General features: G+C 55.3%; 12 protein-coding genes and 1 pseudogene. 5 read left to right on the top strand and 8 right to left on the bottom strand.

Features of this window, described 5'->3' with window-relative positions; genetic code table 11:
* Positions 1-5: 5 nt before the first annotated feature.
* The 6 genes and pseudogenes from NLK60_RS17185 to NLK60_RS17165 form a co-directional block, all read right to left on the bottom strand.
* Positions 6-1109 (bottom strand): hypothetical protein, encoded by a 1104-nt coding sequence (locus tag NLK60_RS17185; RefSeq protein WP_254810601.1) that lies wholly within the window; start codon positions 1107-1109, stop codon positions 6-8.
* Positions 1110-1246: 137 nt separating this feature from the next.
* Positions 1247-2086: a hypothetical protein gene (locus NLK60_RS17180; protein WP_254810600.1), complete on the bottom strand. Its 840-nt coding sequence runs from the start codon at positions 2084-2086 to the stop codon at positions 1247-1249.
* 29 nt (positions 2087-2115) lie between these two features.
* Complete coding sequence (locus NLK60_RS17175) at positions 2116-3720, bottom strand: S8 family peptidase (RefSeq protein ID WP_254810599.1); 1605 nt, start codon at positions 3718-3720, stop codon at positions 2116-2118.
* Positions 3717-6368 carry a coiled-coil domain-containing protein gene (locus NLK60_RS17170; RefSeq protein ID WP_254810718.1) on the bottom strand — a complete coding sequence of 884 codons (2652 nt, stop codon included), beginning with the start codon at positions 6366-6368 and terminating at the stop codon, positions 3717-3719. The genes NLK60_RS17175 and NLK60_RS17170 overlap by 4 nt, the downstream gene beginning before the upstream one ends.
* Positions 6369-6632: 264 nt before the next feature.
* A pseudogene (locus tag NLK60_RS19715) lies at positions 6633-7262 on the bottom strand (WD40 repeat domain-containing protein); the annotation flags it as partial.
* Positions 7263-7519: 257 nt separating this feature from the next.
* A complete protein-coding gene (locus NLK60_RS17165) occupies positions 7520-8218 on the bottom strand; it encodes a hypothetical protein (RefSeq protein WP_254810717.1) in 699 nt (232 codons plus the stop codon).
* A 324-nt stretch (positions 8219-8542) separates the two neighbouring features.
* Between NLK60_RS17165 and NLK60_RS17160 the strand changes: the two genes are divergently transcribed.
* The gene (locus tag NLK60_RS17160; protein WP_254810716.1) at positions 8543-8746 is read left to right on the top strand and encodes a hypothetical protein; all 204 of its coding nucleotides are present in this window, start codon (positions 8543-8545) and stop codon (positions 8744-8746) included.
* A gap of 2 nt (positions 8747-8748) precedes the next feature.
* Here the strand turns inward: NLK60_RS17160 and NLK60_RS17155 are convergent, their stop codons facing one another.
* Positions 8749-9708, bottom strand: coding sequence for a hypothetical protein (locus NLK60_RS17155; RefSeq protein ID WP_254810715.1), 960 nt, complete (start codon positions 9706-9708; stop codon positions 8749-8751).
* 70 nt (positions 9709-9778) lie between these two features.
* Positions 9779-10564 (bottom strand): hypothetical protein, encoded by a 786-nt coding sequence (locus NLK60_RS17150; RefSeq protein ID WP_254810714.1) that lies wholly within the window; start codon positions 10562-10564, stop codon positions 9779-9781.
* A 349-nt stretch (positions 10565-10913) separates the two neighbouring features.
* Between NLK60_RS17150 and NLK60_RS17145 the strand changes: the two genes are divergently transcribed.
* The 4 genes from NLK60_RS17145 to NLK60_RS17135 all read left to right on the top strand — a co-directional run bounded on the left by NLK60_RS17145 (position 10914) and on the right by NLK60_RS17135 (position 13661).
* The gene (locus NLK60_RS17145; RefSeq protein ID WP_254810713.1) at positions 10914-11375 is read left to right on the top strand and encodes a type IV pilin domain-containing protein; all 462 of its coding nucleotides are present in this window, start codon (positions 10914-10916) and stop codon (positions 11373-11375) included.
* 134 nt (positions 11376-11509) lie between these two features.
* Positions 11510-12538 (top strand): Cdc6/Cdc18 family protein, encoded by a 1029-nt coding sequence (locus NLK60_RS17140; RefSeq protein WP_254810712.1) that lies wholly within the window; start codon positions 11510-11512, stop codon positions 12536-12538.
* Positions 12539-12778: 240 nt separating this feature from the next.
* Positions 12779-12913 (top strand): hypothetical protein, encoded by a 135-nt coding sequence (locus tag NLK60_RS19580; RefSeq protein WP_256530403.1) that lies wholly within the window; start codon positions 12779-12781, stop codon positions 12911-12913.
* Between the two features lie 262 nt (positions 12914-13175).
* On the top strand, positions 13176-13661 hold the full coding sequence (locus tag NLK60_RS17135; RefSeq protein ID WP_254810711.1) for an MOSC domain-containing protein: 486 nt from the start codon (positions 13176-13178) through the stop codon (positions 13659-13661).
* The last annotated feature ends 2 nt before the right edge of the window (positions 13662-13663 follow it).

Here is a 13663-nt window from a genome sequence, read left to right as displayed (position 1 = left end):
TAGGTTTAGGCCCCCGGACGGCGACGGGTCACGGCAATGCCACCGGCCATCACGGACAGGACGGGCAGCAGCCCGCCGTTAGCCGAGCGCGCATCCCAGAGCGACTCCCAGAAATCAGTCGACGCGAAGTCCAGGCTCAGGAAGCTCATGTCTTGCAGGTCGAAGTACGTACTCTGGAGGTCCCAGAAGCCAACGTCATCGAGGTCGCCAGGTGCGTGGCTTCCAACGTGGCCCTCGAGGGACTCTTCGCCGTCGTACTCGTCACCGATGACGAGTTCCAGCGAGTTGCTGTGAACCAGCATGTAGGTATCCTCGTCGGCGTCGGTCGCGTCACCGGGCGAGTCGGCGTAGACGCGGTAGACGGTCTCCTCATCGGTATCGAAGAACGTCAGATCCGAGATGAACGACTCCGAATCGGCTTCGGTGTCGAACGCCTCAGCCATGTCATCGTGGTCGAAGAACACGTAGACCGTCGTGTTCGCGCCGTCGATGGCGAGATCGTCTTCGATGTGGTAGGTGTCCGGTGTGTCGTCATCGCTTGAGTACCACGGCGATTCGTACTCGTCAACGTCGATCTCCGGGCCAACGTCGTCATTCTCGAGCGCTTCCTCGTTCACGAAGAGTACGGTTCGCTCGTTGGTCGCCTCGAGCGTTACGGTGATGGTCGTCTCGTCGGTGACCGTGTTGCCTTCGGTGTCAGTGTACGTGTGTGCGACCGTGATGTCGATATCGGTCGTGCCGTTGGCGTCGATCGGCACCGTCTCGAGGTCGTCGTGGCCGATGTTGAACGCGTGAACGTCGTTGCCATCGACGTTATTCTCTTCGACAAGTTCGTAGTCGGCGTAGTTGTCGTCTTTGTCGTAGTGAGTACCGTTTTGGGCTTCGATCGTCACCGACACGGAGTTAGTGTCGACGGTCGTGTCCGTCTCGAACTGAAGTGTTGAGGTTTGCTCACTCGAGGCGTTGAAGTTCTGGACGGTAACGCCTTCGTCGAGGTCGCTTTCGGTAGTGATTACGGGTGATTCTGCGGCTGCAACGGAGCCGGTCATGGCCGCCATCGCGACGACGAGCAGCATGAACACGGCAGTGAGTTTGGTGAAGTGTCTCATTGGATTCGGAGTGTTCCTAAAAGGAACGAGATCGGGAGGTTGGTTAGCGGGCTGTACTCGAGTGTGGGGTTGGATCACTCAGAGGTGGGGGTACACCGCCTGCTGAGTATCTCGGATGTAGTGTTTGGATCATGATTTCAGTAGAGGGCTGGTAGGACACTCGAGTCAACGTCACCGGCCCCGCGTAGGCCGAGGTAGGCCCAGATGCGGGCTGCACGCGCGTCACGAGTGCTTTCGTCCCACCAGGAATCGGCCCGGCCATCTGCAAGCGCCCACGGGTTGTCGATTGCCAGTGGGTTCGAGTTTTTGAAGATGTTCTGCTCCTCCCACGAATCGCGGTTCGCGATGAACGATTCAAAGCGCCCGAAATAAGTTGGGTCCTGGCCCTGCTCATTATGGTCAACCGTATAGTGGTGCCACGGGTCGACGACGTTGAGGTGTAGGTGGCTATCTCGAGTGCCGTAGAACTGTGTCAGTGGTGCGTTCATCGCCGATATCTCGAGTGGGTAGTGATGGTAGCCCGTGGCGATTGCCTTCCGGAACTCACCGGTTTGGCTATCGGTGAAAATCGTAGATGGCTCGTGATCCCAAAGGTGAGAATCTGAGCTCATCCAGCCAGCGGCTTCGTCCCAGAATCCCATATCATCGGCTGCCGACTCTTGGTGAGTGTACCGCGCCCAAAAGCAGTGGGCGTCGGTATCGTGATCCGGTGATCGGGCGGTGAACCCGTACAGGCCGATGAATTTGCGGCGGGCGTCACTCGAGATATTGAGGAACGGTACCCACTCGAGGAGCGTGTCTTCGTCGAACGTACGCTCGATATAGTCACCGTCATTGACCCACTCGTACTCGGTGCCTTCGTTGGCGGTCGCTGACTGGACAGACCCGATAGTACCCAGCGTAAGCGAGGTCGGGAGCGTTCGGAGGAAGCCACGTCGGCTTCGAGAGCCCTGGTGTTGGCTGTCGCTTGCGCTCATTTGGGTGGGTGTGCTGTCGGTCATAGGGATTAGTACCAGGACTCGAGTGTGCCCGCAATCTGGGTGAGCGGGTAATTCGACAGGGCGTCGTACGCGAGCCCGCGCTCTCGAGCTTCGGTCGTCATCGCCTCAGCCTGTGTTTCCTCGCTTTCGACACCCGCGAGCGTCCGGGCAACGTGTGGTAGGCCAGCGCCCACTTCCTCTTCGGCGGCGTTAGGAACCGGCGAAGCGGCGGCCTGGAGTCGATCTATCACGTCCTCGTACTCAAGGCGGCCCTCGTGAGCTACGAGCAGGGCAATGACGCCCGCGACGTGTGGGGCGGCCATGCTCGTACCCGTGTAATCGACGTGATCGACAGTGCCGCGTGTCGAAACGACTTCGGCGACGGTCTTACAGCCCGGAGCGCCAATCGTCGGCATTGCTCCGGCAGTTTCCCCGCCAGAGGTGTCGATCAGGCCGTCGTGTGGCCCCGTATTTGAGTAGTACGCACTCAGAGTGTCTTCCGGTGATTCGACCGTCGTGGCCCCGACGCCGATAGCGTGGTCGCTCGAGGCCGGCGTTGCCAGCCAGCGAGAGAATTGGCGGTCGTTTCCGGCGGCGGCGACCGGAATCGTGCCGGAGTCGACAGCGTACTCGAGTGCGCGTTGGATGGTTGCGCTGTAGGCGAACGATCCAAGGCTCATCACGAGTACGTCTGCGCCCTGATCGGCGGCGTAGGTGATCGAATCTGCGATATCGGCTGTTTCACCAGCGCCCCCATCATCCAGGGATTTCAGTCCGAGCAGTTGGGCGTCGGGTGCATACCCACGGTGGGTTCTCGAGGAGTTGGCCGCAGCGTAAGAGGCCACCGCAGTCCCGTGGCCGTTACCGTCCGTGATAGCCTCAACGCCCGTCTCGCTATCGAGGTGGTTTTTCGAGGTCTCGAGAATCCGGGTTGTGCCATCGTCGGCTTCGAACGTCGGGCCATCATTGATACCAGTATCCGATACGGCGAGCGCGACGTTCGAGGCGTCGGGCCACTCGAGGCCGTATTCATCGAGGTGGCTGGTGAGCGCGCCTGTGTGGCGACGGGAATCCAACATCGTCGTCTCCTCCATATCGCCCTCGAAGGCCACGCCCGTCGTCGATGGAACGCCTTCGGCGGCGAAGTTGAGCCACCGCCGTTGTGCCCACGAGGTATCGTGGATGGACGTGTCGCGGGTAGAATCGAGGTCGATTGGGTCGGCCAGATGGCGTTTGCGATTGAGTTCGATTGTGCCAGAGCGTACCCACGAGGCTTCCGAGAGTACGTCACTCGCGAACAACTGGTCGCGGTTGCGAACGCCGATATCGGCGGGTTTGGCGACGACCATCACGCGGTTCGTCGGTGCGTGCGTGTAGGGCGACTCGAGGCGACGGTGGTCTTTGCGTTCGATCCAGTCCTCGAGACGGTCCATCTTGCCTTCCTCGACGTGGAAGAGCCAACTATAGCGGTCGTTCGAGTGTGAGACAGCATCCGAGGGCGGTGACCAGCCACGGACTCTCGAGCGAAGCGCCGAGGCAGTCGGTGAGAGCGTGGCGACGGTGACCGCGAGCGCCTGCCCGGTTTTGAGGAAGTGGCGTCTCGAAATCGGTCGCTCGTTGCGTCGGCTCATACTATCACCTCTGTAGCTCCGGCGGTGGCTGGTGTCGTTACGGGTTGGGTAGCCGTCTCGAGTGTCGCCGTCGTCTGCGCTTCGAGAGCCGTGGTTTCGACAGTGGCCTCGAGCGTGTACGTGAGGAACATGAGCAAGTCAGTCATCAGCGGCGAGAGGTCGTCCCAATCGAACGACGGCCAGTACTGATCGATGGCGTGACGGAACCGGTCACGTCGATTCGGATCAGCGTTGACGGTTATTGTGATCGTGCCGTCATCGTGTGTATAGGAACTCAAGATGGAGTTGCCGCTCTCGCGTTCTTGTACCTCGCCGTGGCGAGTATCCCCACCGCGATAGATGGCGTCACCGTCGCGCCACGCGATAGCATCTTCACTGTAGCTATCGAAGTGAATTTGGACGGCGACGTGGCTGTCCTCGAGTTGGCGTTCCAGGTCGCCCTCGTAAATCGATATCTCGAGTTCGTGAACGTCGCCGCTCAGGATTCGTTCGGGCATCACGTGGAGTTCGCCCGGTGGGTTCTCTCCCTGCCCGATAATGGCGTCAATCTCGAGCGTGCCGTCATCGGCTTCGGTAATCCGGGCGCTCTCGAGGTCTGCCCCCACGACTGCGTGTGGCCCAACGGCGGTCTTGCCTGCACGGATAACCGCCCGGTCGGTGCCCGGTGCTTCGCCCGCGCGAACGCGTTCAGTCACCTGGAAGGTGTCACCGGAAGCTGATTCGTAGGTCATCCGAACCGTATGGACGCCTTCGCCGTCAGTCCGGAAGGACACGCGATCGTCGTCAGTGATTTCGGCGTCTATCTGTTCGTCGTTGCCGTTGAACGCTTCGACGCTCGTGATCTGCTCGAACTCCGTGCCATCCGAAGGCGTGAGGCCGACCGTGAGGCGTTCGTCCGGCCCGGGAGCGAGCGTCGAGAACTGGACGGCATCCAATTCAGCGACACTCCCCTGGAATGCCGGATTCGGGATTGGACTCGAGCCCGTCGCGATTCGGTTCTCGCCCACCGTCTGGACGCGAACGTCTGCGACGGCCCGGTCAGTGTCGATTTCGTAGCCCTCGACGACGACTTCATCACCGCTGAGAATCCCGGCTGATTGGACCGTGACGTACTCTTCGGGAACGGTTTCGGCGTCACCGTTCTCGTAGACGATGGTCACGATAGCGTCATCGATAGACATTGGGAATACCTGTGAAAACTCGAGGAGGCCGTCGTCGATTTCGCCGTCACCCGGTGCGGCTGTGATCGTTTCCAAGTCGTCGATTTTCTCTTGCAGTTCGATGATTCGGTCTTCCAGGTCGTCGTTCTCATCGAACTCCTCGATCAGCTCGCGAAGTTCGTCATTGTGTTCGGCGTAGCCCTCGAGTTGTTCGTAAAATTCATCCAGTTCTTCGTTCTCCAGGCCCTCAATCAAGTCTTCAAACTGGTTTTCGAAGTCGGTGAGATTCTGATCGAAGAACTCGTTCTCGAGCCACTCTTGCAGTTCCTCGAAGCGGTCAATATCATCAAGCGGCAAACCGTTCGACCGGTAGACCTGTACTTCGATCGGGTCGATTTCTTCCTGTGTAGTGTCGACCGTAGTGGTCCCCATCGGAAGGTAAAAGGAGCCGTTGTAGCCATCCAAACGGTACTCACGAAGGTCTTGTATCGACACGTCATCGAGTGATGGGTCCTCGCCATCGGCGGCGGATTCGATAATCTCGAGAATTTCGCCATCAGCCTTGTACGCCTGGACGTTCACTGTCCGAACCGATGAGTCGACCTCGAGTTCGAAGTGGCCCGTTTCGTTGGTCGTGGTTCGTTCTCTGACGGCAATGCCTTCGTTCACGAGGTGATCGAAGTCGGCGTTTTCGCGCAAGTTGATTTCGTCCGAGAGGATGTCTGCCCGGTCCCCGAGATTCGTCAGTTGATTCTCGAGGTCTGCGGTCCATGAGTCGAAGATTGCGTCGGGTTCGCCCACCGTGAAGGTGTAGCTGGCTGCTGGATTGCCATCGGGGTAGACACGGTAGACGCCTTCGGGAAGCGAGGTTCGGACAGCGTGATGTTCGTTGGTCGACCACGGCGTAGCGCCCGTGGTTTCGTAGATCGATCGGGTGTCCACCGTGCGTGTGTCTTCGATGCCACTGGGTCCGAGTTGTTCGATAACTACGGTGCCATCGGTGGTTGCGCCGGGGAAGCTCTGGTCAACCTGGTTGTCGATGAACGTGCCCCCTTCGTCGGGGTCCCACAGCGAGATGATCACTGGCTGGTCGGCGTCGGTCGTGATCCGTGGGTCGTCGACGCTCGAGGAGATGATGGTTGTGGTGCCGACGCCCCAGTCCTCTTCCTCGTGTACGAGTGGGTACGTAGTGTCGCCTATGTCATCTCGGTAGGCCTCGAGATCGAGCATCGGTGAGCCCGCTGCATCGGCGAAGTCGTCGGTGAAGGTTTGCCAGTCTTCGGGCTCGAGGTCGTTCAGGTCCTGCTCTAGGGATGTGATTTCTGACTCGAGGTCGTCGATGGCGCTTTCGTCAAAGACGGTTTCGGAGATGCCCCAGTGTTCGACCGTGGCGTTATTAACTGGGTCGCCGGATTGATCGGTTACTTGGCCGGTAATCGATTCACCAGTGTCATATGTCAAATCGAGCGACCATATCTCACTAGACATTGAGTTCGTCCATTCCTCGCCCCCACTACTATCATACCCTTTCACATCACTGTCACCGCTAGCGGTATATATCCCATTTGGCGTTATTGCGCCAGCTCGAACGGAGTCAGTGTGAGGGGTTTTTGACCAAAGTTCATTTCCGTCACTATCGAAAGCGACGAGGTAGCCGTCATTATTACCAGCAACAGTCTTGTCACCTTCGGGAGATATTCCAACACCTCGGAAATAACTATTGCTATCATGATATTGTGTTAAAATATCCCCTGTTTCTGGATCTAAATTATATATGTTTTCACGATTAGCAACGGCTGCTAATGACGATTCATCGTCAGATATTGATAAATCGTGGGTTCGGGAACCAACATCCCTTTGCCATTCAATAGTTTGAGTGTCTAAGTCTACAGCCTTTACCATTCCCCCATACGTACCAGCAAATGCTAAATTATGCTCCTCCGAAATAGCTAACGACCATACATAAAAGTCGTCTAAACTTATTCTCCACTCCTCTGATTGAGTGCTTAAATCAGTCACTCTTAAATAAGAATCGTCCCCGACAGTGTACATATTTTCACCATCTGACGGAATTCGTATATCTGTCACAGTATCGGCATGTGGTTGCCAAGAATCGATCGTTTCACCATTATCAAACGATAAGATATAGACATTTCCATTAGTATCACCCATATATACGTATTCCCGATTCGGTCCTATCTGGACCGACTCGGTAAAAGAGCCCGTTACATCAGCCGTCCAGATAGTTGATCCATCAGAAGTGTCTATCAATCTTACATTACCAAGACCGTCAGAAACGGCGGCGTACTCTGTTGGTTCCTCCTCGGAAAAAGTTTGTGTTAATAAACTGGACTCGGTAGTCCGATCCTCCACGCGATCCATTCCACCTGTTGCCATCGCGGAGAAACTTAGACTTGTTACCATCAAAAACACCACCAAAATGGTGAATATCTGACTGTAAGTGATAGACGGCATGGATGAGTTGATCGATTTCCAAAGTCTGGTAGCGAGCGATTCGTCTCTCGAGTTCGCTGATTGTCTCATGATTACAAATTCTCCTTAGTTGGTCACCACTGGCTTGCAGCCAGCTCGTTTCACCCGACTCGCAACCCTCTCAAGACCACACCCACCTACAACCCTCATTCGTCATCACCACCCAAAACTGCACCCTCACTCGTCGCCTCATACACGATTTCAGCGAGGACATCCGTATCTCGCCAATCGCCGTTGCGTTTCAGGCGCTCGGCATGGCACTCGAGTTTCTCGCGCTCGCGCGAGGACAACCCAACCTTTGGCGACCACTCGAAATGGTCTAACAGCGCGTTCACAACTGACATGAACGCCGCCGTTGGCCGGTCGAGAATCTGGGGGCCAGCAATGTAGCCATACTCGAGGTTTACCCGACTGGGATGTGGGCCATACCCGTTGGCGAGGTCGTCGCTATCCTCACAGGGCACCCAGTACTCGGCGTCAGTCAACTCGATGACTTCGTTCGCCCGATGCAGCGCCGATGGGTCATGCCCGCTGTCGGCTTCGCCGTGCTCGAGCCACTGCCACAGTGCAGCCGGGTTATTTGGCGGTTCGTTCAGCGTAATCGGGCAGGCCAACGTGGCCGTCTCTTTCAGGATTCGGTGGGCGATCCAGGCCGCTCGTTCGCGTTCGTAGTTGACCGGCTGTGGCTCGCTCGTCTCCGTATTCGTGTCAGTGTCGGTGCCATCGACGTCTTCACCCCACCAGTTTCGGCGTGGATAGGGGGAGGATGATTGTGACGATGAAGAGGTCGACGCTGAAGCTGAAGCTTTGGCTGTCGCTCTCGAGGATTTCGTGTTCGTAGTCATGCTTGGGGTGTTGTCTGAGCCGCGAGAAGCGCTGGTGACTGTTAGTACTATTCTGCTCAAGCCCAACAAGCCCACATTCGAGGGCCTCGAGCACTATCAAGCGTCGACGCCAAGGGATGTGAGCCGTGTCAGAGACACGTTGGAACCTGAGCTATAGTTACTACTGACATTCTCCCGCTCGTATAAATAAGTGTTCACCAGCAACCACAAAAATTGTTCAGACTGTGTAAAGCAATATTTGAGTGGGTGAAGAGCGAGGAGATGGTTCGATCATCGAGGCCGGGAATAACCCACATTCTTAGCACTCGGTTGTGAGCCTCGAGTATGAGCAGTGACGGGAACGGTCAGGTGGAACACGACGAATGGAAATCGGTCACCACGAAAATCAGTACTCAGCAATTGGACGATCTCGAGGATATGTTCGAAGGCGCACCCAGTGACCCAGAGCGGATTCGCCGAGCCGTGTGGATGGTTACGAACGCCTCTGAAATTACGATTGACCGAGAAAGTATCGAGAACGAGTCCTGAGACTAGACAGACATTCGCTCGAGGTGTTCACACGAACCCATATACAATGGTCGGCCTTCGTATTCGACTAGCTCTGTTCGAAGTTGTTTGACCTTAATCTCCATCTCATCGAGGATATTGGCCGCTTCGACAGTTGGCTCGTAACCGCCTGTGTCTCCAATATCGTCGATAGCTTCGATATAGAAATCTAATACTCGCTCTTCGAGTTCGTCATCGAACTCTGCGAAGTCCTCGTAGTCGCCAGATTTGATAGTGGCTTCGTACGTGTAATAGGATGTATCACCACGAGAATCAGCACTGTAAAATTGCTTCTCTTGGTTAGCACCAATTCGCTGGTTTTCGACCGCATCAGTGGCGATATCTTTCAATCGGTCTTTACTACTGGTCGAGTCCTCCCGGTGCAAGCGTAGCGCGGAGTCGAACACCCATCGCGAATATTTTTCCGTTGGTTCAAGGACATACGCCTCCGCCTCGTGTGACGGACCTGGTTCGAATGTGTCACAGAAAGTCTCTCGACAGTCTAAGAAATCGGCATGGAGTGATTCAAGATCCGCTTTGAGTTCTCGGAGTTCTGGAGCATGATTCTCCAGTAAATCCTCAAGGTAGCGGTCATTCTCCAGGGAGTATGGCACAACGCGGAACGTACTATCCTCGCCAAAAACGTACGCTTGTTCTTTCGCAGACTCTACCGAAGTAGTCCCAACTCGAGGGAGGTTATCCTCTTCAGGTAAAAACGTGGCATCCTCGTCGATTATCGGGTCGATGTTTCCATGCCATTCCCTGATTCGCTTTCGAAGTGTCTCTGAGTGCTGTCTTCGGTGTTCTCTATTCAAATCATAGCGTAACAGGGAGTGTTGCTGGTAGTACAGGTACACCAGTGCCCCAGTGAGCGTAAACGATCCAATTGCCGACAGCAACGGCCCCCACTCTCGGAGCCAGATCAAGAGCGCCTCAATGTCCATCTGGTCTAAGTGAATAGTACAGATTCATGAGCGTTCTGCAAACGAACAGATTTGGTTCGAGAGTATGCGATCAGATCACGACGCCAAGATTTTCGGTGGCCGCACTCGAGATATGGATGTTCTTCTCAGAGACAGTGACTGGCCCATCGGCCACCGCTTCGATCAGCGAGGCGAGGCTACGGAGGTACTCATCATTACGCTCTTCGCGGAATTTGAGCATCGAGCCTTTTTCGACAGCCCGATTCTCGAGATAACAGGATACGAAGAGGCGCTTCACGTCTTCGGGGGCCGACTCGAGGTAGGCAGGTAACTCGAGGCGCTGTTTCGCTTTCGGGCCTTTGGGAGCCCCCAACGTCACCAATACCCGACCCAGTACGGTGGCGTCTGTGCTCGGTCGCACCTCATCAGCGCGTCGGTGGCGACCCTCCACAGTCGTGTACTCGATTCCCGCCAAATCCAGCGCGTCGAATACATGGCTGTCTTCTTTCCGGTGGTTGAGCGCGAACGAAGGCGAATAGTTCTCTGAGGCGATCGAGCCACCCGAAAACACGTTTGCCACGAGGGCGTTGAGTGCCGTGAACTGTGTGTCGGCGTAGGTGATATCCAGCCAGCCATAGCGTCGGGCTGCATCTATCGCATGGACGGCATCCGGTTTTGAGTCGTCGTCAATCCAGGGTGCTAATCGCCCACGTGGGAGGTCCAACGCAGTCGCGGTCGCACCCGATTTCACGTCATGCTTGCTCGCATAGCGCATGGCCTTTTGGTACTGTTGGACGACCGCGTAAGCGTCGTCATAGAACCCGCCATCGAAGGTGCGCGCGAGGTCTGCTTCGGTGACAAACACCGGCTGTGACATTGTTTAGAGCGAGGTGTTGCCTCGAGTAAGTTGTTTTGGGTTTTCAGCCGTTTTTAGGAAATCGCAAGACGTGGGCGCTTCAAGGCCCCGCTGTAAGGCTTCCGTCAGACGCTGATTATCAATCTTGAAAGCCTTCAACCTACGGTGAATGTCGTTTTTTCGGACCGGGCCAATGTCTTTATTACGGATGGGTTTGGTTTCACTATCAGCATCGGTGGTTCGCGAAAGAAGCTGACGGTTGAGGATTGGTGTGGTGCATCCCCCTATCCCATCCCGTCCTCTGACCCAAAGTCGGGTCAGTGAATAAAGTTTCTGACCGTTCACACCGGGCTGTGATACAACAATGCGTATGCAAAGTAAACGGACGGAAGTCGATGAATCGACAGACAGGGCTGTGTCACCTGTGATAGGTGTCATCCTGATGGTAGCCATCACGGTAATTCTTGCCGCTGTTATTGCTGCCTTCGTGCTGGATATAGGCCAGAGTCAGAGTTCGCCCGTGAACGCCGTCGTGAGTGTCGATGTATCCGGATCAGGCGACACAGCTGAGGCTAAATTTACAGTCACCGATATGGGCAATGCAGAAGAATTTGAGATTCGAGGAGACGCTGAGGCACTCGGCGGTAGTGGCGATGGTGTGATAGAGCTTGGTTCGCTCACCCAAACCGGGTCATCACAGACGATAACAGCTGGTGACTCAAATACTGGTGAGTTTAATTCTAGTGCAAGTGGTGAATACGACCTATCAGTCGTAGCTATTGATGGGGACGACGAATCTACAGTTGCAACATTCACCGTTGACATGGATTAGAACTCTGATTTAGCTCATTATTTTATTTTCCGCTCGAATGGGTGGACTGTCCACAGCATATACAACTAAAATTTTCAACTCGGTAAGCTAATTGACTCGCAACCGTCTTAATATTACCATCCGACACTTAACCAATGATAACCAATTCGGAGGTCCTCCAGGCTGACTTCCAGCCAGCGGAGATCCTCCATCGACACGATCAAATCAACTATCTCTCGGAGGTCCTCGAGCCAATCACCGACAACCAGCGCGTCGACGGTGCGTTCATTCATGGACCCACGGGCGTCGGGAAGACCCACACGACACAGTTCCTCCTCGAGCGGCTGGAAGCTAGCTCACCAGAGATCGAAACTACCCTCATCGACTGTTGGGCGAACTACCAGTACGGAGCCACCCTCAAGCGTGTTCTCGAGGGGTACGACATTTTCAGACGGCGTGGCGAGCCCAAAGACGACCTAATTGCGAAGCTCAAAGCCGAAGTCGACCATCCCTACGTGGTCGTCCTCGACGAAGTAGACCAACTCGAGGATGACCGCCTACTGAAACCGCTGCACGAAATGCCTCACATCACGCTCTTGTTGATTGCAAACGAGCGCGAAGACCTCTACTCACGGCTGGACTCGAGGGTGCATAGCCGACTGGCTGGCTACCCCGCCGTGGAGTTCAAGAAGTACACGCAGGATGAGTTGGTGTCCATCCTCCGAAAGCGAACTGAGGCGGCCACCCGTGGGGAGGTGATCAGCGAGCCACATCTGGAGGTGATAGCCGACCGTGTTGGAGGGGACGCCCGCTTTGCGATTGCAATTTTGAAAAACGCACTCGAGCACGCCGACCGACGTGGTGGCGAGCGTGTCAGAAAAGAAGATATCGAGTCCGTGTTGGGTGACGCTCGCGAAGAGTTACTGCGCGCGACGATTTCGAAACTCACCGCCGATCAGCGGGTTCTGTATCAAATCCTCGTCGAAGGGGGCGAGCAATCCATCGGTGAGATATACGAGCAGTACGAGCAGCGGGTTCGCGATCCAGTGGTGAAACGAACGGTGACTGGTTACTTGCAGAAGATGGAGCACTACGATATCGTTGAGTTACACGGCCAGAAACGTGGGCGAACGTATGAGGTGACAACGACGCAGTTGATGGATTTCGAGGACGTACTCGAGTAGGCAGTTACACAGTGAGAAAACACCTTCGTGGGTTTTTGTGTGTGGCAGCACTCTGTTGTGATAGGGTACACTCCCCCATCGCTGGACGACCTTTAGGAAAGTAGTGTACCCGAAGCAGTTTCCCCCACAACTGCTTTTTCAGGGTCAAAATCGAACGTAGCTATTCTCGAGAGCGGGCTTTCTCGCTCGGAAACCGCGATAGAAAGCTTATGCCAATGTGGTGTGACGAATCGAGCAAGGATGGGAGTAGACGAAACCACCGAAGACGATCAGCGGCCCTCCCACGACGTAGCTGAGGCTTCACAAGATGAAGTGGATGCTGCGATAGCCCAACTCGAGGATCGCGAGCCAGAATCCGATATCATCATTTCTTAAAACGCGTAGCTCGTGGGTTTGGAAACAGAGACTCGAGTGAAATGGCCGTTCAAGGCCCACTGGTGGCAACACCCCAAGCAATTGAAAGTGTAAACACCAGTGGGCTGTCTTGGGCCACTCGAGATGTACTCGAACGATTCAGGTAGTCCGATATAAAACCACGGAAACTAACTCCAGAGAAGAGTACAGGAAAGACAAATGCAGGCAATAGCTGTATCCAGATTGGTATAACTGTTAACCGCAACCGGTTGGAGGACTCACTATGAGTACAGGCAACGTCGAGGCGGTTTTTCTCTCGCCAGAAAGTGGTGAGCCAATGGAATCTATCGAACGTGGGGAAGTTATTGAGAGCAAAGGCATTCGTGGTGATCGATATTTCAAAAAGGAGGGGTTGTGGAATCTGCTCGATCAAGACCCAGACCGTGACACAAAGGGTGCAAGCGATATCACGTTCATAGAATCGGAAGCACTCGAGGCCGTTGAACGAGACGCTGGCATTTCGATTGGCGAAGGTGCACATCGGAGAAACGTTCGAACTCGAGATGTTCCACTAAACCATCTCGTCGGTAGACGATTTACGGTTGGTGAAATCACGTGTGAAGGGATCGAGTTGTGCGAGCCGTGTGGATATATGCAATCGCTGATTGGGGAGGATGGATTGAGTGATGCGCTTGTTCATCGAGGTGGGCTGAACGCTCGAGTGGTTTCCTCGGGAACGATTTCGGTTGGCGATGAAATACAGTGGTGAAA

This window comes from Natronosalvus amylolyticus (genome assembly GCF_024298845.1).
Taxonomy (GTDB): domain Archaea; phylum Halobacteriota; class Halobacteria; order Halobacteriales; family Natrialbaceae; genus Natronosalvus; species Natronosalvus amylolyticus.
Note: the sequence above shows the minus strand (reverse complement) of the source record. Positions and strands in the feature narration are given on the sequence as shown.

Bases quoted from the DNA above. Each gene is read 5' to 3' on its own strand.
- NLK60_RS17140 (WP_254810712.1), top strand. From the start codon at position 11,510: ATGATAACCAATTCGGAGGTCCTCCAGGCTGACTTCCAGCCAGCGGAG.
- NLK60_RS17155 (WP_254810715.1), bottom strand. From the start codon at position 9,708: ATGGACATTGAGGCGCTCTTGATCTGGCTCCGAGAGTGGGGGCCGTTG.
- NLK60_RS17170 (WP_254810718.1), bottom strand. From the start codon at position 6,368: ATGTCTAGTGAGATATGGTCGCTCGATTTGACATATGACACTGGTGAA.
- NLK60_RS17180 (WP_254810600.1), bottom strand. From the start codon at position 2,086: ATGAGCGCAAGCGACAGCCAACACCAGGGCTCTCGAAGCCGACGTGGC.
- NLK60_RS17135 (WP_254810711.1), top strand. From the start codon at position 13,176: ATGAGTACAGGCAACGTCGAGGCGGTTTTTCTCTCGCCAGAAAGTGGT.
- NLK60_RS17185 (WP_254810601.1), bottom strand. From the start codon at position 1,109: ATGAGACACTTCACCAAACTCACTGCCGTGTTCATGCTGCTCGTCGTC.
- NLK60_RS17160 (WP_254810716.1), top strand. From the start codon at position 8,543: ATGAGCAGTGACGGGAACGGTCAGGTGGAACACGACGAATGGAAATCG.
- NLK60_RS17150 (WP_254810714.1), bottom strand. From the start codon at position 10,564: ATGTCACAGCCGGTGTTTGTCACCGAAGCAGACCTCGCGCGCACCTTC.
- NLK60_RS17165 (WP_254810717.1), bottom strand. From the start codon at position 8,218: ATGACTACGAACACGAAATCCTCGAGAGCGACAGCCAAAGCTTCAGCT.
- NLK60_RS17145 (WP_254810713.1), top strand. From the start codon at position 10,914: ATGCAAAGTAAACGGACGGAAGTCGATGAATCGACAGACAGGGCTGTG.
- NLK60_RS17175 (WP_254810599.1), bottom strand. From the start codon at position 3,720: ATGAGCCGACGCAACGAGCGACCGATTTCGAGACGCCACTTCCTCAAA.
- NLK60_RS19580 (WP_256530403.1), top strand. From the start codon at position 12,779: ATGGGAGTAGACGAAACCACCGAAGACGATCAGCGGCCCTCCCACGAC.